Annotated in this window: 18 protein-coding genes; 7 read left to right on the top strand and 11 right to left on the bottom strand. The window is 60.7% G+C overall.

The features are described 5' to 3' along the window. Nucleotides 1-50 precede the first annotated feature (50 nt). Nucleotides 51-1916, bottom strand: a complete 1866-nt coding sequence (locus ACGVKB_RS08910; RefSeq protein WP_392351236.1) for an ABC1 kinase family protein — start codon at nucleotides 1914-1916, stop codon at nucleotides 51-53. Between the two features lie 76 nt (nucleotides 1917-1992). On the opposite strand from ACGVKB_RS08910, the gene recN reads away from it, so the two are divergent. The 4 genes from recN (at nucleotide 1993) to ACGVKB_RS08890 (ending at nucleotide 10539) form a co-directional block, all read left to right on the top strand. Then, nucleotides 1993-3687, top strand: a complete 1695-nt coding sequence (gene recN / locus ACGVKB_RS08905; protein WP_392351270.1) for a DNA repair protein RecN — start codon at nucleotides 1993-1995, stop codon at nucleotides 3685-3687. Nucleotides 3688-3732: 45 nt separating this feature from the next. Further along, entirely contained in the window at nucleotides 3733-6711 is a 2979-nt protein-coding gene (gene uvrA, locus ACGVKB_RS08900) for an excinuclease ABC subunit UvrA (protein ID WP_392351234.1), read from the top strand. Then, nucleotides 6711-8201 carry an alpha/beta fold hydrolase gene (locus ACGVKB_RS08895; RefSeq protein ID WP_392351232.1) on the top strand — a complete coding sequence of 497 codons (1491 nt, stop codon included), beginning with the start codon at nucleotides 6711-6713 and terminating at the stop codon, nucleotides 8199-8201. Before uvrA ends, ACGVKB_RS08895 begins: the two co-directional genes overlap by 1 nt. 205 nt (nucleotides 8202-8406) lie before the next feature. Beyond that, nucleotides 8407-10539, top strand: a complete 2133-nt coding sequence (locus ACGVKB_RS08890; protein ID WP_392351230.1) for an HAD family hydrolase — start codon at nucleotides 8407-8409, stop codon at nucleotides 10537-10539. On the opposite strand, the gene purT is transcribed toward ACGVKB_RS08890, so the two are convergent. From purT to ACGVKB_RS08865, 5 genes are all read right to left on the bottom strand, one after another. After that, a complete protein-coding gene (gene purT / locus ACGVKB_RS08885; protein WP_392351228.1) occupies nucleotides 10525-11703 on the bottom strand; it encodes a formate-dependent phosphoribosylglycinamide formyltransferase in 1179 nt (392 codons plus the stop codon). The two genes, ACGVKB_RS08890 and purT, sit on opposite strands and share 15 nt — an antisense overlap. 60 nt (nucleotides 11704-11763) lie before the next feature. Further along, a complete protein-coding gene (locus ACGVKB_RS08880) occupies nucleotides 11764-11928 on the bottom strand; it encodes a hypothetical protein (protein ID WP_392351226.1) in 165 nt (54 codons plus the stop codon). Beyond that, the gene (locus ACGVKB_RS08875; protein WP_392351224.1) at nucleotides 11929-12177 is read right to left on the bottom strand and encodes a hypothetical protein; all 249 of its coding nucleotides are present in this window, start codon (nucleotides 12175-12177) and stop codon (nucleotides 11929-11931) included. A 5-nt stretch (nucleotides 12178-12182) separates the two neighbouring features. Beyond that, nucleotides 12183-13292: a phospho-N-acetylmuramoyl-pentapeptide-transferase gene (gene mraY / locus ACGVKB_RS08870; RefSeq protein ID WP_392351222.1), complete on the bottom strand. Its 1110-nt coding sequence runs from the start codon at nucleotides 13290-13292 to the stop codon at nucleotides 12183-12185. 74 nt (nucleotides 13293-13366) lie between these two features. Then, complete coding sequence (locus tag ACGVKB_RS08865; protein WP_392351220.1) at nucleotides 13367-13636, bottom strand: DUF3134 family protein; 270 nt, start codon at nucleotides 13634-13636, stop codon at nucleotides 13367-13369. Nucleotides 13637-13689: 53 nt separating this feature from the next. On the opposite strand from ACGVKB_RS08865, the gene ACGVKB_RS08860 reads away from it, so the two are divergent. Further along, nucleotides 13690-13893: a hypothetical protein gene (locus tag ACGVKB_RS08860; protein WP_392351218.1), complete on the top strand. Its 204-nt coding sequence runs from the start codon at nucleotides 13690-13692 to the stop codon at nucleotides 13891-13893. A gap of 17 nt (nucleotides 13894-13910) precedes the next feature. Further along, a complete protein-coding gene (locus ACGVKB_RS08855; RefSeq protein WP_392351216.1) occupies nucleotides 13911-15122 on the top strand; it encodes an argininosuccinate synthase in 1212 nt (403 codons plus the stop codon). On the opposite strand, the gene ACGVKB_RS08850 is transcribed toward ACGVKB_RS08855, so the two are convergent. The 4 genes from ACGVKB_RS08850 to ACGVKB_RS08835 form a co-directional block, all read right to left on the bottom strand. Then, nucleotides 15114-15467: a hypothetical protein gene (locus tag ACGVKB_RS08850; RefSeq protein WP_392351214.1), complete on the bottom strand. Its 354-nt coding sequence runs from the start codon at nucleotides 15465-15467 to the stop codon at nucleotides 15114-15116. The genes ACGVKB_RS08855 and ACGVKB_RS08850 overlap by 9 nt on opposite strands. Before the next feature lie 41 nt (nucleotides 15468-15508). Next, the gene (gene rpsF, locus ACGVKB_RS08845; protein ID WP_392351212.1) at nucleotides 15509-15886 is read right to left on the bottom strand and encodes a 30S ribosomal protein S6; all 378 of its coding nucleotides are present in this window, start codon (nucleotides 15884-15886) and stop codon (nucleotides 15509-15511) included. Between the two features lie 79 nt (nucleotides 15887-15965). Further along, entirely contained in the window at nucleotides 15966-16448 is a 483-nt protein-coding gene (locus tag ACGVKB_RS08840) for a Tic20 family protein (protein WP_392351210.1), read from the bottom strand. A 26-nt stretch (nucleotides 16449-16474) separates the two neighbouring features. Further along, entirely contained in the window at nucleotides 16475-17344 is an 870-nt protein-coding gene (locus tag ACGVKB_RS08835; protein ID WP_392351208.1) for a shikimate dehydrogenase, read from the bottom strand. 115 nt (nucleotides 17345-17459) lie between these two features. On the opposite strand from ACGVKB_RS08835, the gene dnaK reads away from it, so the two are divergent. Continuing rightward, nucleotides 17460-19373 (top strand): molecular chaperone DnaK, encoded by a 1914-nt coding sequence (gene dnaK, locus ACGVKB_RS08830; RefSeq protein WP_392351206.1) that lies wholly within the window; start codon nucleotides 17460-17462, stop codon nucleotides 19371-19373. A gap of 46 nt (nucleotides 19374-19419) precedes the next feature. Here dnaK and ACGVKB_RS08825 read toward each other — a convergent pair. Then, nucleotides 19420-20316, bottom strand: an 897-nt coding sequence (locus tag ACGVKB_RS08825; RefSeq protein WP_392351204.1) for an NAD(P)/FAD-dependent oxidoreductase, incomplete at its 5' end; no start/stop codon positions are given.

Genomic DNA, 20316 nt, shown 5'->3' with positions numbered 1-20316 from the left:
GTCGACGATCACCAGAGCTCACGAGCACAGAATTTCGCAATGGTGGGAACCTAGGCGGGAACTCCAGCAGCCACCCGAACCAATCGGACAACTCCCCGTTCGGCCAATCCTTGGGCCACCTGCAGTCCCATTCGGCGGGCATCCGGTTCGTTCAGCACCCGTGGCAAGCGTTTCAGCAGCAGATCCGGCGTGAAGCCAGGCAGGGATTGCAGCACCTGAATCAGTTGGCGAATCGGTTCCAGTTCCAGCAATGGATCGGAGGAGGAGCGTGCGTTGGTTCCGAAGGCTTTGGGTTGCAAGCGGCGGGGCAGTGGCAGGCGCTGGCTGAGGCGCTGCACCGTGGACCAGCCGATCGCGTCCAGTCGGGTGACGGCGGTATCCACCAATTGATCGCGAAGCAAACCGTTCCGTGCCGAGAACAGAAAATCCAGGAGTTGGTCCAGCAGGGTGTCGAGGTCGAGCTGCGCCTGACTTGCGGCGCTGGAGACCAGGTTTTCCAGCCGTGTCCAACGGAAGGCATCGCCGTCGAAGAGCATCTCTTTCAGGCTCTGTCGCAATTGAGGGTCGGGATCTTCCATCAACCGCCTGGCGAAGTAGGGGTAGGCCGCGCCGAGGATTTTGAACTCTGGATCCACACTCAGAGCGATGCCTTCCAGCGTCACGAGAGAACGAATGATCAGGGCGTAATAGGGAGGGACACGGAAAGGAAATTTGTACATCACACCTGACATGTCGTCGGTGACAGCTTTGAAATCCATCCGATTCACCCCGGCTTGAAGGGCCTGGCTGAACACTTTTTCGAAGGCTGGAACAATCGGTTCCAGGTTCACGTCCTCGGCGAGGAACCCAAGCGTGACGAAGTCCTTGGACAGCTTGCCGAAATTACGGTTCACCAGATGAACCACCGCTTGAATCAGTCCTGTTCGGGAGTCGCGACTGACTTCGCTCATCATCCCGAAGTCCAGATAACACAACCGGCCATCCTTTAGAGCCAGAAGATTTCCCGGGTGCGGATCAGCGTGGAAAAAACCATGTTCCAGCAGCTGTTGGAGGCTGCAGTTCACCCCCACCTCCACCATGTCGTCAGGATCGATGCCGAGGTCTCGGACGGCGTCGAGGTTGGTGAGTTTGACCCCGTCGATCCACTCCATGGTGAGCACCCGTCGACTGGTGATCTCGCGGTAGATCGCCGGAACCGCAATGCGGGGGTTATGGCGGTGCAGATCCCGGAACTTTTCGGCGTTATCCGCTTCATTGATGTAATCCATCTCTTCGAACACCCGACGTCCCAGTTCGTCGATCAGTGCGACGAGGTCGCTGCGGATGAGACCGATGTTCGTGTTCAGCCACGCCGCGATATTGCGGACGATGTAGAGATCAAGGGTGATTTGTTCGCGCAGTCCGGGGCGTTGAACTTTGACGGCGACTTTCTGGCCGTCCTTAAGGACGCCGCGGTGCACCTGGCCGAGGGAGGCCGCTGAAATTGGATCGCGTTCCAGTTCGGCGTAGAGCTCATCGACGGGAGACCCCAGGTCTTCCTCGATGCAGGCCATGGCGAGATCGCTGTCAAAGCCAGGCAGTTGGTCCTGCAGTTGGGAGAGTTCCTCCAGCAACAGCGGCGGCACGATGTCTGGTCTGGTGGACAAGGCCTGTCCGGCTTTGATGAAGGCAGGGCCGAGGTCGACCAGCAGCTCCGCGCATTCCCTGGCCCTCCCCCGGGCCCGTTCCTCGTCCTTCAGCAGTTGAAAGATCCAGTCGAAGCCGACGCCCAGCAGCAAGAGGCCGATGGGAACAAGGGTTTGCCAGAGCCGTCGAATTAAGCGTTGCGGATGCCCGGCGTAGATCCGGGTAATGGCGGCAGGGTCGTACTCGAGCAGACCGGCCGCTTCGATGAAATCCCCGAGCTCCGCCGCCATTGTTTAGGGGTGCATTGACCCCCCTTCTAAACGACGCATGCCGTCGCTACGGTCGGCGTCACCACCGGGAACCAACGTGCTGATCGGTCTGCAACTGCAGAACATCGCGCTGATCGACAGTCTGGATCTGAGTTTTCAGCCTGGATTCACGGTATTAACCGGTGAGACCGGTGCCGGGAAATCCATCCTTTTGGATGCATTGGATGCCGTGCTTGGGGGTGCTCAGGCGGCGGCGGGAGTTCGCCTGCTGCGCGGGGGATCGGATCGAGCGCGGATTGAAGCCAGTTTTGACCTCACGGCCGCGGTGCGGCAGTGGCTGCTCGACGAAGACTTTGATCTCGATGGTGTTGAGGAGCTGCTCGTCAGTCGGGAATGGCGGCGGCAGGAAGGGTCAGACGATCGTTTTCTGAGCCGTTCGCGAATTAATGGCGTGTCAGTCAACCGTCAGCAATTGCTGGAGTTACGGCCGCTTCTGATTGATCTCACCGTGCAGGGGCAGACGCAGCAGTTGTCTCGTCCGGGCCAGCAACGTCATTGGTTGGATCGACTGGGCGGTGCTGATCTGTTGGAACGTCAGGAGGAGGTGGCGCGGTGTTGGCAGAGCTGGCGGGAGTCAGCGGCGTCACTTCAGGCCTGTGAACGCGAACGCGAACGTTCCGAACAGCTGCGGGACGAACAGGAGCAGTTGCTTGAACAGTTGGAACGGGCGGGATTGGACGACCCCGGGGAACAGCAGCAGCTGGAGCTCGAGCAGGACCGTTTGGTCCATGGTGTTCGTCTGCAGGAAGGCCTTGGCGTTCTGTTTGGACGGCTGCGTGATGGTGCCGATCAGGCCCCGTCCTTGCAAGAGCATTTCGCGGCCGCCATCCAGGAGTTGCAGTCGATGGCTGTGTTGGATGGATCCCTGGAGCCGCTGAAAGATCAGGCCCTGGATTTGGAGGCAGGTGTGGATGCCTTGCTGCGTTCCCTCGACCATTACGGACAGTCGCTCGAGAGTGACCCTGACCATCTGGATCACATTCAGGAGCGTTTGGCCGAGCTCAAGCGCCTTCAGCGACGCCATGACCTTGACGTTTCCGGCTTGATTGCCCTCCGTGATCAACTGCGTCAGCGATTGGGAGATGGTGGCTTTGCTGCTGATCTCGAGCGGTTGCGTCAGATCGAACAGGACCAGCGCCTGGCGCGGGATCTGGCCAATGCGGGCTTGCATGAGCAGCGTTTGAAAGCAGCCCACCATGTTCAGTGCGCCCTGCTGGCCTTGCTGCCTCCCATGGGGCTGACCCATGTCCGTTTTGAGGTTGAACTGGAGCCCGTCGAGCCCGCCGAGCATGGTGCCGATCGGGTGCGCTTTCTCTTTTCCGCGAATCCTGGTCAGCCCTTGGCTCCGCTCACGGAGGTGGCCTCTGGGGGCGAAATGTCTCGCTTTCTCCTGGCTTTGAAAACAACCCTGGCCGCTGTGGATGGTTCCAGCACGCTCTTGTTCGATGAAATCGATGCGGGGGTGAGCGGGCGTGTCAGCGGAGCGATGGGAGAGGTGCTACGCGCACTGGCAGAGAAGCGACAAGTGTTCTGTGTGACCCATCAGCCCCTGGTGGCCGCTGTGGCTGATCACCATTTCAAGGTCAGCAAGGAGGTCAGTGATGGGGTCACCCGCTCGCGAGTGTCCCGACTGCGGGACACTCAAGATCGCCGTCAGGAACTTGCGGATCTGGCCGGTGGCGATCAGGCCGAGGCCTATGCGGCCAGCTTGCTGGACCAGACGAGCGCCTGATCCTCTGGGTTCTTCTTAAGATTTTGTGCTTTCAATCGGAGCGTCATGGGGCGAGCGGCTGCCAAGGGCTCTGATCAGAGCGACATAACCCTGCATCAGCCAGGCCGCCACGACGAGGATGTCATTCGGGTCCGAGGTGCCCGCCAACACAACCTCAAGGATGTTGACGTCACGATCCCCCGCAACAAGCTGGTTGTCTTCACTGGGGTGAGCGGAAGCGGCAAGAGTTCGCTGGCCTTCGACACGATCTTTGCCGAAGGGCAGCGTCGTTATGTCGAGAGTCTCTCGGCCTACGCCCGTCAGTTCCTTGGCCAGGTGGACAAGCCGGATGTGGACGCCATTGAGGGGTTGTCGCCGGCGATTTCGATCGATCAGAAATCCACCAGCCATAACCCTCGCTCGACGGTGGGAACCGTCACGGAGATTCAGGATTACCTGCGCTTGCTGTTCGGTCGCGCCGGTGAGCCCCATTGCCCCAAATGTGGGCGCTCCATCAAGCCTCAGAGCATCGACGAGATGGTCGATCAGATTCTGTTGCTGCCTGAGGCAACCCGTTACCAATTGCTGGCACCGGTGGTGCGTGGCAAAAAAGGCACCCACGCCAAGCTGATCAACGGGTTGGCGGCCGAAGGCTTTGCTCGGGTGCGCATCAACGGTGAGGTGCGCGAGCTCTCGGACAACATTGAGCTGGACAAGAACCACAGCCACAACATTGAGGTGGTGGTCGACCGGCTTGTGGCTCGGGAGGGCATCCAGGAACGCTTGACCGATTCACTCAGAACCGCCCTGAAACGCGGCGATGGCCTGGCCCTTGTGGAAGTGGTGCCCAAGAAGGGTGAAGAGCTTCCGGACGGGGTGGATCGTGAGCGTCTCTATTCAGAGAATTTTGCCTGCCCTGTGCACGGGGCGGTGATGGAAGAGCTGTCACCCAGGTTGTTCTCCTTCAACAGCCCCTATGGCGCCTGCGAGGCATGCCATGGCATCGGCCACCTGCGCAAGTTCACGGTGGATCGGGTGATTCCGGATCCAACCCAGCCGGTCTATTCCGCCGTTGCGCCTTGGGCTGAAAAAGACAACAGCTACTACTTCTCGTTGCTGTATTCGGTCGGTGAAGCCTTCGGCTTCGAGATCAAGACCCCATGGAACCAACTCACCGATGAACAGCGTGATGTGCTGTTGCATGGCAGTCGTGACCCAATTCTGATCCAAGCGGACAGCCGTTACCGGAAGGGCAAAGGCAGTTACGAGCGACCCTTTGAGGGCATCCTTCCCATTCTTGAGCGTCAGCTCAGGGATGCCAGTGGCGAGTCCCAGCGCCAGAAATTAGAGAAATATCTCGAGCTGGTGCCCTGTGAGGCCTGCGCCGGTCAACGGCTGCGACCGGAAGCTCTTGCCGTCAAGGTGGGTCCTTTCCATATCCCCGAGCTCACGGCCGTCAGTGTTGGTCAGACCCTGGATCGCATTGAGCAGCTGATGGGTGTGGGCTCCTATGAGGGGGCACAACCTCTGCTCAACCCCCGTCAGATTCAGATCGGTGATCTGGTGTTGAGGGAGATCCGGCTGCGGCTGCGTTTCCTGCTGGATGTGGGTCTTGATTATCTGAGTCTGGATCGTCCTGCGATGACGCTCTCGGGGGGTGAAGCGCAGCGGATCCGTCTTGCGACCCAGATCGGTGCTGGTTTGACGGGCGTTCTCTACGTGCTCGATGAGCCGAGCATCGGACTGCATCAGCGGGATAACGACCGCTTGCTCAGCACCCTGATGCGGTTGCGTGATCTGGGCAACACCTTGGTGGTGGTTGAACACGACGAGGACACGATTCGGGCGGCTGACCATGTGGTGGACATCGGTCCCGGAGCCGGTGTCCATGGCGGCCACATCGTGGCGCAGGGATCTTTTGATGATTTGGTCCAGAGCGACGCGTCACTGACCGGTGCCTATCTCAGTGGGCGTCGTTCGATTCCCACCCCCGCTGAACGTCGGAACAGTGGATCGCGCAGGCTTCAGCTGATCGACTGCAATCGCAACAATCTCAGAAACGTTTCCGTTGAATTCCCCCTGGGTCGGCTTGTGTCGGTCACCGGTGTGAGTGGCAGTGGCAAGAGCACCTTGGTGAATGAATTGCTCCACCCGGCCTTGGAAAATGGCCTTGGGCTCAAAGTTCCATTTCCAGCGGGCCTGGGTGAGCTGCGGGGGATCAAATCGATCGACAAGGTGATCGTGATCGATCAGTCACCGATTGGTCGGACGCCACGCTCGAACCCCGCCACGTACACGGGCGCATTTGACCCGATTCGTCAGGTTTTTGCAGCAACGGTTGAGGCCAAGGCCCGTGGTTACCAGGTCGGTCAGTTCAGCTTCAACGTCAAGGGAGGTCGCTGCGAAGCCTGTCGTGGTCAAGGTGTGAATGTGATCGAGATGAATTTTCTGCCCGATGTCTACGTGCAGTGCGATGTCTGTAAAGGGGCTCGTTTTAACCGTGAAACACTGCAGGTCAAATACAAGGGCTACACCATCGCCGATGTTCTGCAGATGACGGTGGAACAGGCTGCTGATGTGTTCTCAGCGATTCCGCAGGCCGCTGATCGGCTGCGCACCTTGGTGGATGTCGGCCTCGGCTACGTGAAGTTGGGTCAACCGGCTCCCACCCTCTCCGGTGGTGAAGCCCAACGGGTGAAGCTGGCGACGGAATTGTCCCGACGCGCCACAGGGAAGACGCTGTATCTGATTGATGAGCCCACGACCGGTCTCAGCTTCTACGACGTGCACAAACTGATGGATGTGATGCAGCGCCTGGTGGATAAAGGCAACTCGATTATTTGCATTGAGCACAACCTGGATGTGATCCGTTGTTCCGACTGGATCATTGATCTCGGTCCTGAAGGGGGTGATAAGGGCGGCGAAGTTCTGGTCACAGGTACGCCTGAGGAGGTCGCCCAACATCCGACCAGTCACACGGGTCGTTATCTCCAACGTGTTTTGGAGCAGCATCCACCTGAAGTTCCCGTCGCAATCGCAGCCTGATGATTTCGATCTCCGTTCGTCTGGCTGCTGTTCTCGGCAGTGTTCTGCTCAGTGCCGGTCCGGCCTCGGCTCTCGAGCGACTGGTGCTCAAGATGCCTGCCCTCGACACGAGCATCACCCTCAATCTTGGGGAGGCATCCGATGCGCAAAGCCTGATCCGTTCCAGCCCGGATCTGCGCGATCTGCAGGAGGTCAGCGGTGGTCGCCTGGGTGCCCTGCTCCAGAAAATCTTCATGGCTCCCTTACCGGTGGAGACCAAGGCGTTCCTGGAAGGGTCCAGCGGTCAACCCCTGCTGGAACAAGCGTTGCTTGCGGCCACCAGCTTGGTTCAGCTCGAAGGGATCGAGTCAGATTCCAGCGGTCGCATGCTCACCGATGCGCTCACCCGTGCCGAAGCCAACGGCCAGGCCACCGTCCTGGGGTTGTTGCGTGAAATGCCCGGTGATGAAGCCTCCATCGATCTTTCTGTGTTGGGGTTCTATGCGGACCGTCTGAAGACAAACCAGGAGTCGGCAGTGGTTCTGGCGAAGACGCGTCCCGCTGCTTCGGTGTCAGCGTCCCTGCGACAGCGGCCTCGGGGGGGATGGAAACGGCAGCGTTTTCAGCTGTCGGTGTCCCATCGTTCGCAGCCGCTTCAGGGTCTTTTGTTGCTGCCGTCGGCTGAGACCAATGGTCGATTGGTGGTGATTTCCCACGGGCTGTGGGATGACCCGGAATCGTTTGAGGGTTGGGCCGAACTGTTGGCTGCCAATGGCTACACGGTTTTGATGCCCGACCATCCCGGCAGTGATTTCAGCCAGCAGCAGGCGATGTTGTCCGGTGACCGTCCGCCGCCAGGTCCGGAGGAATTGCAGAAACGACCAGTGGATGTGTCGTCCTTGTTGGATGCGGTCGCGGCGGGTCGGCTCTTACCCGGCAGCAACCTGAACACCGAGTCGGTTGCCGTGATCGGTCACTCCTGGGGTGGAACAACGAGCCTTCAATTGGCTGGGGGAGTTCCGACTGAGGTCAAGATGAAGTCACGCTGCGGCAATCTCCGTGATCCGGAAGGCAATCTGAGCTGGGTTCTTCAATGCAGTTGGCTGTCTGGCGTGGCCAAAGCCAATGCGGCTGATCCCCGTGTCCGTGCCGTTGTTGCCGTCAGCCCTCCATTGCGATTGCTGTTTGATCCGGCGAGTGTGACCTCACTGTCGGCCAAGGTGCTGCTGGTGAGCGGAACGCGGGACTGGGTGGTTCCACCTGGCCCTGAGGCCCTTCAGCCGATGCGCGATAGCGGTGCAGCGAGCGGTGGACATCGGTTGGTGCTGGCCGAGGGGGCTGATCACTTCAGCTTGCGCAGTTTTCGTGATGAGCCGGAGCCGGCGACCATTGGTCCGCTGTTGTTGAGCTGGCTCAATGAACAGCTCGGTGTTGATCCGGACCGCGGCTTCCGTGCCGGTGGTTGGGGTGATGAGCAGGTTCGTCTGGTTGATGTCACCGATTCGCTTTAAATCAGTGTTGATTGTTCACGTTGAGTGGTCTTGATCGTTGGCTGGTTCAGCCCTGAGAAGTGCTGTATTTGGAATGGGTTTGAGCGAAAAATGTTGGTTTGATTTGTTGAATTCTCACTCTTTTCTTTATCTTTAGGCCAGTCGATTGCACCTAAGAGGGCAGTGGTGCTAACCGCATCGCTCTTTTGTTGGTGAGGTCGTCGGAGTGGGGTTGCGTCTGCTGCATTTGCATTTGCATGGTCTGTTCCGATCCCACGATCTTGAGTTGGGTCGCGATGCTGATACCGGTGGTCAGACCCTGTATGTCCTTGAGCTGGCGCGCAGTTTGGCGCTGCGGTCCGAGGTGGATCAGGTGGACGTGGTGACGCGTCAGATCTTTGATCGCAAGCTTTCAGCCGAGTACAGCCGTTCCGAAGAGTCGATTGCTCCAGGTGCTCGGATCCTGCGCTTTCCCTTTGGACCCCGGCGTTACCTGAGAAAGGAGCTGCTCTGGCCCCATCTCGAGGAGTTGGCCGATCAGCTGGTGCTCCATCTCCGTCAACCGGGCAACCAGGTCGACTGGATTCATGCCCACTACGCCGATGCCGGCTTTGTCGGTGCCTTGGTCAGCCAGCGGCTTGGTATTCCATTGGTCTTCACCGGTCACTCGCTTGGGCGTGAGAAGCAACGTCGGTTGTTGGAAGCCGGTGTCGACCGTCATCAGCTCGAGACGACCTACGCCATGTCGCGTCGCATTGAGGCTGAGGAACAGGTCCTGGCGCAGGCAGACCTGGTGATCACCAGCACCCGTCAGGAGGTGGATCATCAGTATTCCCGTTATGGCCATTTCTCCTCCGATCGCGCCCAGGTGGTGCCCCCCGGTGTCGATGCCATTCGTTTTCATCCACGGGGCAGCGTCACGGAACGCTCCGATGTCCACAACCTGCTGCTTCCGTTCCTGAGAGAACCTGATCGCCCGCCACTGCTGGCGATTTCCAGGGCCGTGCGCCGCAAGAACATTCCGGCCTTGGTCGAAGCCTATGGGCGCTCATCGGTGTTGCGGCAGCGGCACAACCTTGTGCTGGTCATGGGCTGTCGTGGGGATTCACGCCAGCTGGAAAAACAACAGCGCGACGTTCTCCAAGAGGTGTTCGACCTGGTCGATCGTTACGACCTCTATGGCTCGGTTGCTTATCCCAAACATCACAGTGGTGATCAGATTCCAGCCTTGTACCGCTGGGCCACCCATCTCGGGGGATTGTTCGTCAATCCAGCTCTCACCGAGCCATTTGGACTCACCTTGCTGGAGGCCGCGGCGTGCGGCTTGCCGATGGTGGCGACGGACGATGGAGGCCCGCGAGATATTCAGGCCCGCTGCGAGAACGGTGTTCTGGCGGATGTCACCGATTCCGATGCCCTGCAGGACGCCCTAGAGCGAGCCGGAGCTGATCGCAAGCGCTGGGCGAGGTGGAGTGACAACGGTGTCGAGGCCGTCAGTCGTCATTTCAGTTGGGATGCCCATGTCTGTCGCTATCTCGGCGTCATGCAGGAGCTCTGCCAGCGACAGGTCACTCTGCAGAGCATCGATGGGGGGACGGCTGTCCCGTCACCACAGCTTTCCCGCTTGTTGGTGCTGGATCTGGACAGCACCTTGGAGACCGTCGAAGGTCGTTGGTTGTCTGATCTTCGGCATCGCCTCAATCAAGAGGGCTGTGGAACCGAGGAGGCTCTGGCGATTCACAGTGGTCGCTCCCTGGCGCAGGCCCGCCAGCGTTATGCCGAGTTGCACTTGCCGGATCCCCAGGTCTGGCTGACCCGTGCCGGCTCCGAGATCCATGTCGGTGCTGAGCTCGAATACGACACCCTCTGGCAGCAGCAGATTGCTCAGGACTGGGACCGTGATGTGGTGGTGGAGGCCCTGGACGATTTGCAGGACTACTTCAGCGAGCAGGATCCTGCGCATCAGGGTCCGTTCAAGGTCAGCTATCTCCTGCGAGAGAGTGATCCCCAGGTGGTGTCGATGGTGCGTAGTCGGCTGCGACGACGTGGTCTCCATGCCCATCCGAAACTGCGCTGCCATTGGTACCTGGATGTTCTGCCCCGCCGGGCCTCCCGCAGTGAAGCGATCCGTCATCTCGCCCTGCGTTGGAAGCTTCGCTTCGATCAGGTGTTAATCGTCGCCAGCCAACAGGGGGATGGCGAATTACTGGAAGGGCTTCCCGCTGCTGTGGTGCCGTCCGACCATGACCTCAGCCTTGAGCGTCAGCGTCACCATCACCGCGTTTATGTCTCCGCCAAGCCGGGGGTGGCTGGTGTGTTGGATGGTCTCAGCCACTATCGGTTTTCAGGCCTGCGTTGAGCCTGCCACCACGCTGATGCAGGCCGCGGCCCGGTCGGCCTGCGCCCGGGCCGCCTCAATGGTTTCGGCTTTGGCGAGGGCAACCCCCATGCGTCGGCCTGGCCGTGCATTCGGCTTGCCGAAGAGCAGCACCTGGGTGTCGGGGTTGTCGAGGGCTTGTTCAACACCTTCGTATTGCACGCTTTCCAGGGAGCGATCCGCAAGGATCACGCGACTGGCCGAGGCTTTTGCTGTGCTGAAGCTTGGGATCGGCAAGCCGAGCACCGCTCGCAGGTGCAGTTCGAATTCACTCAGGTTCTGGCTGATTAGTGTGACCAAACCGGTGTCATGGGGCCGTGGTGACAGTTCTGAGAACACAACTTCGTCGCCACAGAGAAAGAACTCAACACCGAAGAGACCTGCGCCGCCGAGGTTGTCGGTCACGGTCCGGGCCATGGCCTGTGCCTGTTCCAACTGACTGGTGCTGAGTTGGGCTGGTTGCCAACTGCATTGGTAATCCCCGCGTTCCTGCTCATGGCCGATCGGTGCACAGAACAGCGTGTCTCCCTGGCGCTGACGGATGGTGAGCAGGGTGATTTCAAGGTCAAAGTGGAGAAATTCCTCAACGATCACCCGCGCAGAGGTTCCCCTGGCATTGGCCATCGCCGCGTCCCAGGCTGCAGCCAATTCCTCCGGGCCGCGCACCACGCTCTGACCTTTCCCGGATGAACTCATCACCGGTTTCACCACCACGGGCCAGCCGAGGGGTTCGGCGGCACGGTGCAGCTCTTCAGCGCTGGCGGCATAGGCGAATCGCGCTGTCCGCAATCCCAGTTCCGAGGCAGCCAAGTCGCGGATGCGATCACGGTTCATGGTGACGGCCGTCGCACGGGCCGTTGGAATCACCGTGATGCCGTCCTGCTCCAGATCAGCGAGGGCACCGACGGCCAGGGCTTCGATTTCAGGAATCACCACATCTGGACGATGGCGGCGCACCACGTTGAGCAGGGCGTCGGCATCCGTCATCGGAAACACTTCGGCCACGTCAGCCACCTGCATGGCAGGAGCACCTGGGTAGCGATCACAGGCGACCACGCGGCAACCCAGCCGTTGGGCCGCAATCACCACTTCCTTGCCGAGTTCACCACTGCCGAGCAGCAGCACTGTCCTTGGAAATGCGGCCATGGGTCGGTGCCATCTGGGTGGCATCATCCGACACCCCGGAGCCTGGTCTTGCCGTTGGCGTCAGCCTCGCCGCATGTCCCGGATGTAACCGATCAACCACACCCCCATGAAGCCCAGGGAGGAGACGCCGAAGTAGATCAGGACCCACTTGAGCACTCTGTCGGGATCGGCTGCTGCTGCTGACAGCAGCTCGGACGTGGTCTGAAGCAGGTCGTCGATCGACATCTAAGGGTTGGGGTCGGGGATCAGGGTCAGTTGTTTCACAGGTGGTTCTTCACTGATGAAACCCCAGGCCTCAAAGGTGGACGGGTCGGGATGGGTGATGCGTTGTTCCGAGCCATGGCGTTCGAGCTGAAACCCTTCCGCAGCCATGCGGCGCATCAGGCTGGCCGATTCTTCGAAGCGAGCAGCCATGGATTCGAGGCTCGCACAGTCGGTGGTGAGTCCGGCTTCTCGCCAAGTGAAGTAGGTCATCGCTGTCAGCTGATTGGACGGAGGAACAGACCAAGCAGCACGAGCCCGGTCGTGACGAGCCAAAAGCATGGCACCACCGTTCGTTCACTGGTTCCGCCGAGTTCGAAGTGGTGATGGAGGGGTGCCATTCGGAACACCCGACGCCCAACACCGTCTGCATTTTTGGTGGCTTTGAACACCCATACCTGGATGATCACGGAGAGGGATTCCGCGAGGAACACCCCACCCATGACCAGCAGGGGCCAGAGGCTGTCGGACAGCAAGGCGACGGCAGTCAGGGCGGCGCCCATGGCGAGAGATCCCGTGTCGCCCATGAAGGCTCGGGCTGGGTGGCGGTTGTGGGCGAGAAAACCCAGCCAGGCTCCCGCCATCGCCAGGCAGAACCCGGCCAGAGCCGGATCACCGCTGTGACCTCTGAGCATCAACTGCAGACCAAGGCCGGTGAACACCAGTGCACCGCAACCGCTGGCCAGGCCGTCGAGACCATCGGTCAGGTTGGTGGCATTGCTTTCAGCCAAAAAGACGAACAGTCCCAGGGGCCAGATCAGGGGGCCGAGGGGGATCTGAATGCCCTGCGGCAGGCTGATGCTCTGGTTGATCCAACCTTGGCTGGCGGCAACTCCCAGGAAAACCGCTGCAGCCAAGGCCTGGAGCAGCAGTTTGCCCTTGGGGGTCAGCCCTGTGTTGGTCTGTCGGGTCAGGCTGCGCCAGTCATCGAAGCCGCCAATCACCATGTAGGCCAGCGTGACGGCTGCAACGGCGAGGAGTTGGTTGGCACTCTCCCCGTCCAGGCTGATCAGACAGCCGACGATCGCTCCCACCGGCACAACCAACAGTCCACCCATGGTGGGCGTCCCTGATTTCGCCTGGTGTCCTTCCGGACCCTCCTCGCGGATCACCTGGCCCATTTTCAAGGCACGCAGGCGGGGAATTCCAAGGGCGGCAACCACCAAAGTGCTGACGAAGGCGATCAGCAGCGGCAGCGTCAACTGGGAATTCGCCACCCATTTGTCACTGGCCAGGCCTGCGGCCAGCACAGTGAGGCTGAGCAGGATTGCCGTGAGGGAACCCTGCTGCCACCACTTGGTTTGAAGTCCTACCGAGCTCGCCGTCACCGGCTTCAACGTCGCGCCGACGGACCTTAGGCGAGCTGACGTGACTCAGTGGACGCTGAACATCCCCAGGGGAATCAGTCTTCCCACTGCTCTTCGTTCTGTTCGTCGGCGTTGTTGTAATCCTCCTTCTCGCCCATGAGTGCGGAGAGTTCCTCCTCCTCAACGGTGCTCACTTCGGCTGAATCCGAATCCTCGTCCGCCACCAGACGGCCGCTGGCTTCCAGCCAACTGAGCAGATCGGGCTCTTCTCGCAAGGGAAGTACCGGCGCCGGATCCTTGCGCCCAAAGCGGGTCAGCGACGGATTGACGCTGTCCAAGGCATTCAAATCGACGAGCGCGCTCATCCTTGGGACCACGGTGCAATCCATCACTATAGGCAACAGCTGATGACCGGGCCTTGACCAAAGTTCAAGCGCTTCTAGCCATCTGGCTGTGCTCCCTTGCGGTGAGTGCCGGATTGCATGGATGGGGTCTGCGTCAGCCGGATCCGCTGCAGGCGCCTTGGCTGCTCGTTCTGGCCCTGGTTCTTGCCCCCGCAATCGGCTTTGCCATGTGGTTGCTTGGTGCGCAGGACCATGGGGAGCGAGAATCTCCCGATTGAGATCAGGAGACCCGTTGATGGGCCGTGCGAAGAAGGTCGTGCTCGCCTATTCCGGTGGAGTGGATACCAGCGTCTGCATTCCTTACCTGAAGGAGGAGTGGGGCGTCGAGGAGGTGATCACCTTTGCCGCTGACCTGGGTCAGGGGGATGAGCTGGAGCCGATCCGCCTCAAGGCCCTGGAGGCCGGCGCCAGCCAGTCGCTGGTTGGTGACCTGATCGAGCCTTTCATTAAGGACTTTGCGTTCCCTGCGATCCGAGCCAATGCTCTGTACGAGGGCCGTTACCCCCTCTCCACGGCCCTGGCTCGTCCGCTGATCGCTCGCCGTCTGGTGGAGGTGGCCCGTGAGGTCGGTGCGGATGCAGTGGCCCACGGTTGCACGGGCAAGGGCAACGATCAGGTGCGTTTTGACGTGGCGATCGCTGCTCTGGCCCCTGATCTGAAGGTGCTGACCCCAGCCAGGGAATGGGGGATGAGCCGGGAAGAAACGATCGCTTACGGCGAGCGTTGTGGCATCCCAGCACCGGTGAGCAAGAAGTCGCCCTATTCGATCGATCTCAACCTGCTGGGTCGGAGCATCGAGGCCGGACCCCTTGAGGACCCCATGGTGGCTCCTCCTGAGGAGGTTTTCGCGATGACCCGTTCGGTGGCTGACAGCCCCGATGCCCCTGATGAGGTCGAGATCCGCTTTGAGGGTGGAAATCCCGTGGCCATCAATGGTCAGCGCCTGGATCCCGTGGCCCTGATCCGAGAGGCGAATCGTTTAGCTGGAACCCATGGCATTGGCCGTCTCGACATGATCGAGAACCGGGTGGTCGGCATCAAGAGCCGTGAGATCTACGAAACCCCTGGTCTTCTCCTGTTGATTCAGGCCCACCAGGAGCTGGAGAGCCTCACGTTGGCCGCCGATGTCCTGCGCAGCAAGCGTCAGTTGGAGATGCAGTGGGCTGATCTTGTGTATCAGGGCCTCTGGTTTGGTCCCCTCAAGGACGCGCTCGATGGCTTCATGGACCGCACGCAGCAACACGTCAATGGTGTGGTCCGGCTGCGACTGAATAAGGGAACCGCCACGGTGACCGGCCGTGCTTCAGACACCAGCAGCCTTTATGTCCCTGCCATGGCCTCCTATGGCAGCGAAGATCAGTTCGATCACCGAGCGGCAGAAGGATTCATTTACGTCTGGGGACTGCCAACCCGTCTCTGGTCTGCATCCCAGCGACGTTCATCCTGATCGGCGTTGCTTCTGCAGAAAGCGTGGAAGTCTCAGCACTGGAAAACGCACGACGTTGTCCGGTGCTGGGTCTAACAGAGGTTGCTGCGCCGGTTCGGGTGCATTGATCTCCGCTGCATTGACCTGTTCTGCGAGCAGGCGATAACGCTCCATCAGCGGTTCCAGGCGCCGTTGAAATTTGCGTTCGAACAGGTCGGGAAGATCCGCTAACAGGTCTTGATAGGCCTTGTTCTCTGCTTCGAGCTCAACAATTCTGCTTTTCAGCAACCGAATCACCTCGACGTCGCCATGACGTTCGTTCCAAGCGGGCTCGGGTGCCTGATAGTTGTCTGGTGACTGATCCATGGGTGGACGCTATCGCCCGCCCATGGATCTCACAACGCTGATCAGTCAGCTGATGCAGCGGTTTCAGCGGGTTGTTGCTGAGGAGCTGCTTCACTGCCGGGCACCACGCGGGGCGCAGGCAGAGGACCGTCCTGCTTAACGGTCAGATAGCGAATCACGTCTTCGCTGAGACGCATGGCCTTTTCAAGGACAGCCACGTGTTGGCCGTCGCCGTTGTGGCTCAGCTGAACGTAGATGCCTTCCTTGTGCTTATCGATGGGATAAGCCAGACGGCGCTTGCCGCGCATCTGGTTGTCGAGAACCTCAGCACCAGCTTCCACGAGCATGTCGCGGTACTTGGTCACATGGCTTTCGACTTCCTCTTCCGGAATATCCGGACGGAGGATGTACATGGTCTCGTAATAAGGCTCGAGCGTCATGGGCTGCGCCGACGGGGACTTCAGGCTCACCGAAGTGAGCGACGGATCCAACACCTTATCCCCCCAAGGGGCCCCCCTCTCAGTACAGCTGCATGCGCACCGCTGAACTGATCCCGGGCAGATCGGCTTCGCGACCCCGCACGCATTCGATCGTTGCGAAGATCCAGATGGCGAGAACCGCGAGTAACACTGCGCTGTTCAAGGTGTTGAACAAGAGGCTGCCGGGCAGCATCGGCGCCAGGATCCCGTTGATGGCGAAGCTGAGTGCGATCAACACGATGTTGATCAGCAGGGCCTGCAGGGTGTTGAAGCGAATGAAATAAGGCACCTCGGCGTTGCGGACAACGGCGAACAGCAGCACGAAGAACAACAGCAATCCGCCCAGGCCGAAACGATCGAGCTGATTGAGGGCAAGGAAGGGCAAGGCTGGATAGATCAGCAGACGCAGCATGGGGATCTGTTCGAACAGTCCGTTGATCCCCATGCCAAAGCGAATGGCGTCACTCCAGGGCATCAAATAAATCAGCAGTCCGAGGACGCGTTGCCAGACGGGAATCTCCATGCACTCAGCCTGCTGCTGCTTGGACGCTAGGGCTTGAGTGCAGCTTCAGCGGCGCTGCGCATGGTTTCGACAGGCACTGTGTCGCTGTGGCTCCACAGACGGAGGGACGCTGCTCCCTGCTGCACCAGCATCTCCAATCCATCGATGCAGCGATGGCCGCGGCCGTGCCCGTATTGCAGCCAGGGGGTTGGCCTTGGGGTGTAAATCAGGTCATAGAGGGTGGCCTGCGTGGGCAGCTGCGTCCAGAGCTCTTTCCCGAGAGGAATGGCTCCTGCCTCGTCGTGTTGGTTCATCCCCACCGGGGTGGTGTTCACGATCAGATCGGCATGGGCGATGGCGGTGGTCAGCGCCGGATCGCTGTCCAAACAGCTGCGCAAGGGAGCGTCGGCCGTGGCCATGCCCTTGAGGAAGCCGTCCAGCCCGGTGGCCCGTCGCCCCACCAGGGTGATTGTGGCCAGGTTGAGGCTCTGGAGCCCGGCGACGACGGCTTTGGCACTGCCGCCATAGCCGATCACAACCGCATGACGTCCCGCCCAGTTGTCGCGGGCCCCCAGTGGTGCCAGAAATCCCTCCACATCGGTGTTGTGGCCATGCCAACCACCGTCGTCCCGAGGAATCAGCGTGTTCACAGCGCCCAGGCGCTGGGCCAGGGGACTGAGATCTCTGCAGAGGGCGGCCACCGTCTGCTTGTGGGGGATGGTCACATTGAGCCCATGGCAGCCGACGGCGTGCAGGCCTTCGAGCACAGCCGCCAGCCGTTCTTCGGAGCAGGGCAGGGCCAAATAGCGCCAGTTGCGTTCCATCGCCTGCAGTGCCGCGTTGTGCATCACCGGTGAAAGCGAGTGCTTCACCGGGTGACCCAGCAGCCCCACCAGCCCTGTCCCACCGTTGATCATCAGGTCGCCGGATCGCTTACCCAGCCTGCCTGTTCGGGAACCCCACCTCGCCTGTCTCGGGGTCTGCTGATGAAGATGTGCTCACTCAGATCACCATTTCAGGAGGTGGGCACTTATGGGCAAGGTTGTCGGCATTGACCTTGGCACCACGAACAGCTGCGTTTCCGTGATGGAGGGTGGCAAGCCCACCGTCATCGCGAACGCCGAGGGCTTCCGCACCACGCCCTCCGTGGTTGCTTACACCAAGAACCAGGATCAGCTGGTCGGTCAGATCGCCAAGCGCCAGGCGGTCATGAACCCGGATAACACCTTTTATTCCGTCAAGCGCTTCATCGGCCGTCGGGTCGATGAGGTGAATGAGGAGTCGAAGGAAGTGAGCTACGGCGTCGAGAAGGCCGGCTCCAACGTCAAGGTGAAGTGCCCGGTTCTCGACAAGCAGTTCGCCCCGGAAGAGGTGTCGGCGCAGGTGCTGCGCAAGTTGGCGGAAGACGCCGGTAAGTACCTCGGCGAGACCGTCACCCAGGCGGTGATCACCGTTCCCGCTTATTTCAACGACTCCCAGCGTCAGGCCACCAAGGACGCCGGCAAGATTGCCGGTCTTGAGGTGCTGCGCATCATCAACGAGCCCACCGCGGCGGCCCTGGCCTACGGCCTCGACAAGAAGAGCAACGAGCGCATCCTGGTGTTCGACCTGGGTGGCGGCACCTTCGACGTGTCCGTCCTGGAAGTTGGCGACGGCGTGTTTGAGGTGCTCTCCACTGCTGGTGACACCCACCTCGGCGGTGACGACTTCGACAAGGTGATCGTTGATCATCTGGCCGAGACCTTCAAATCCAACGAAGGCATCGATCTGCGTCAGGACAAGCAGGCTCTGCAGCGTCTGACTGAGGCCGCTGAGAAGGCCAAGGTTGAGCTGTCCAATGCCACTCAGAGCGAGATCAACTTGCCGTTCATCACGGCAACCCCTGAAGGTCCGAAGCACCTGGATCTCACCTTGACCCGCGCCAAGTTCGAGGAACTGGCCTCCAAGCTGATTGACCGCTGCGCCATGCCCGTGGAGCAGGCGCTCAAGGACGCCAAGCTCTCCTCCGGCGAGTTGGACGAGATCGTGATGGTGGGTGGTTCCACCCGCATTCCGGCTGTGCTGGAGCTGGTGAAGCGCATCACCGGTAAAGACCCCAACCAGACCGTCAACCCCGACGAAGTCGTCGCGGTTGGTGCCGCCATCCAGGGCGGTGTGCTGGCCGGTGAGGTCAAGGACATCCTGCTGCTGGACGTCACTCCGCTGTCCCTGGGTGTCGAAACCCTCGGTGGCGTGATGACCAAGATGATCAGCCGCAACACCACGGTGCCGACCAAGAAGTCGGAGACCTACTCCACGGCTGTGGATGGACAGACCAACGTGGAGATCCACGTGCTCCAGGGTGAGCGCGAGATGGCGTCCGATAACAAATCGCTCGGAACCTTCCGCCTCGATGGCATCCCTGCCGCTCCCCGTGGCGTGCCCCAGATCGAAGTGACCTTCGATATCGATGCCAACGGCATCCTCAGCGTCACCGCCAAGGACAAGGGCAGCGGCAAGGAGCAGTCCATCTCCATCACCGGCGCCTCGACCCTCTCGGATTCCGAGGTCGACAAGATGGTGAAGGATGCGGAAGCCAACGCCAGCGCTGACAAGGAGAAGCGCGAAAAGATCGACCTGAAGAACCAGGCTGAAACCCTCGTCTATCAGGCTGAAAAGCAGATGGGCGAACTGGGCGACAAGGTCGATGCTGACGCCAAGGCCAAGCTGGAGGAGAAGCGCCTCAAGCTCAAGGAAGCCACCGAAAAGGATGACTACGACGCGATGAAGACCCTGCTGGAGGAACTGCAGCAGGAGCTCTACACCGTGGGTGCCTCGGTGTATCAGCAGGAAGGTGCTGCAGCCGGAGCCCCCGGCGCTGATGCCGGTGCGGATGCCGCGGCCGGAGCCGCTGGTTCATCGGCCGCCGATGACGTCATCGACGCTGAGTTCACCGAATCCAAATGATCCGCTGAACGGATTGTTCCGAGGGGCCCGAAAGGGTCCCTTTTTTTTATGCCTTCGCCACGGAGCTGGCGACCCATTCGGCTGTGGCCGGTGTGAGCAGCACACCGTTGCGGTAGTGACCCGTGGCCAGGATTAATCCAGGCTCCAGTTCCTCCAGCAGGGGGGCCGGGCGATCCACGGGCCGTGCCCTCAGGCCGCTCCAGTGTTCAATCGGCTCTGCATCGCGCAACCAGGCCGGGGCGCGGTTGTTGAGGGTGCGCATCAGAGCTAACGGATCCGATGCGGCGGCAGCTCCCGGTTCAACGGTGGCTCCAAGCCAGAGCTGGCCGCAACCATCGGGAATCAGATTGAATCCCTGGTCCACCAGAACGCCAGGCCAGGACGTCCAATCAGCCGTGGCGTTGGTGATTTGCAAGCGGAGGGCCTGGCCGAGCACGGGGGTCATCGGACGGCTGTGACCCAGGGGCTCCAACAGTTCGGCGCTGGCCAGGGCGGTACAGATCACCACCGTGTCGTGGCTGCTGCGGTCTCCTCCAGCGGTGGTCAGAGTCCAGCCCTGGTGCTCGCGCTGCAGTTCGGTGACGGGCTGAGCCAGACAGGTTGCTGTGCTGGCGGCGAGGGCTGCCCGCAACGCGGTCTGGAGCAGCAGCGGATCGAGGCGACCGTCGAGCGGGGATAACAACCCTCCGTGCTCGGCACCCCTCCAGATGTCGGTGATCTCTTGGGGAAGGAGAGCGCGCAGACCCAGGCTCTGGCGCTGTTCCGCCAGCGCTGTCATCCGCGCGAAGGCGTCGGCATCTTCTGCGATCTGGATCAGACCTTGATGCAGGGTCAGCGCGGGCACCCAGGCTTTCAGTGCCTGAATCCACTGCGGCCAAAGGGCCATGCTGCGTTGGCGCAGTCTCCATCCCCGCCCACTGGAGCGGCGGAAGACGTGGCCCAT

Origin of the sequence: Parasynechococcus sp., from assembly GCF_042954325.1 — a bacterium.
In the GTDB taxonomy this organism is placed as follows: Bacteria; Cyanobacteriota; Cyanobacteriia; order PCC-6307; family Cyanobiaceae; genus Parasynechococcus.
This window is presented reverse-complemented; position numbering and strand designations above follow the sequence as displayed.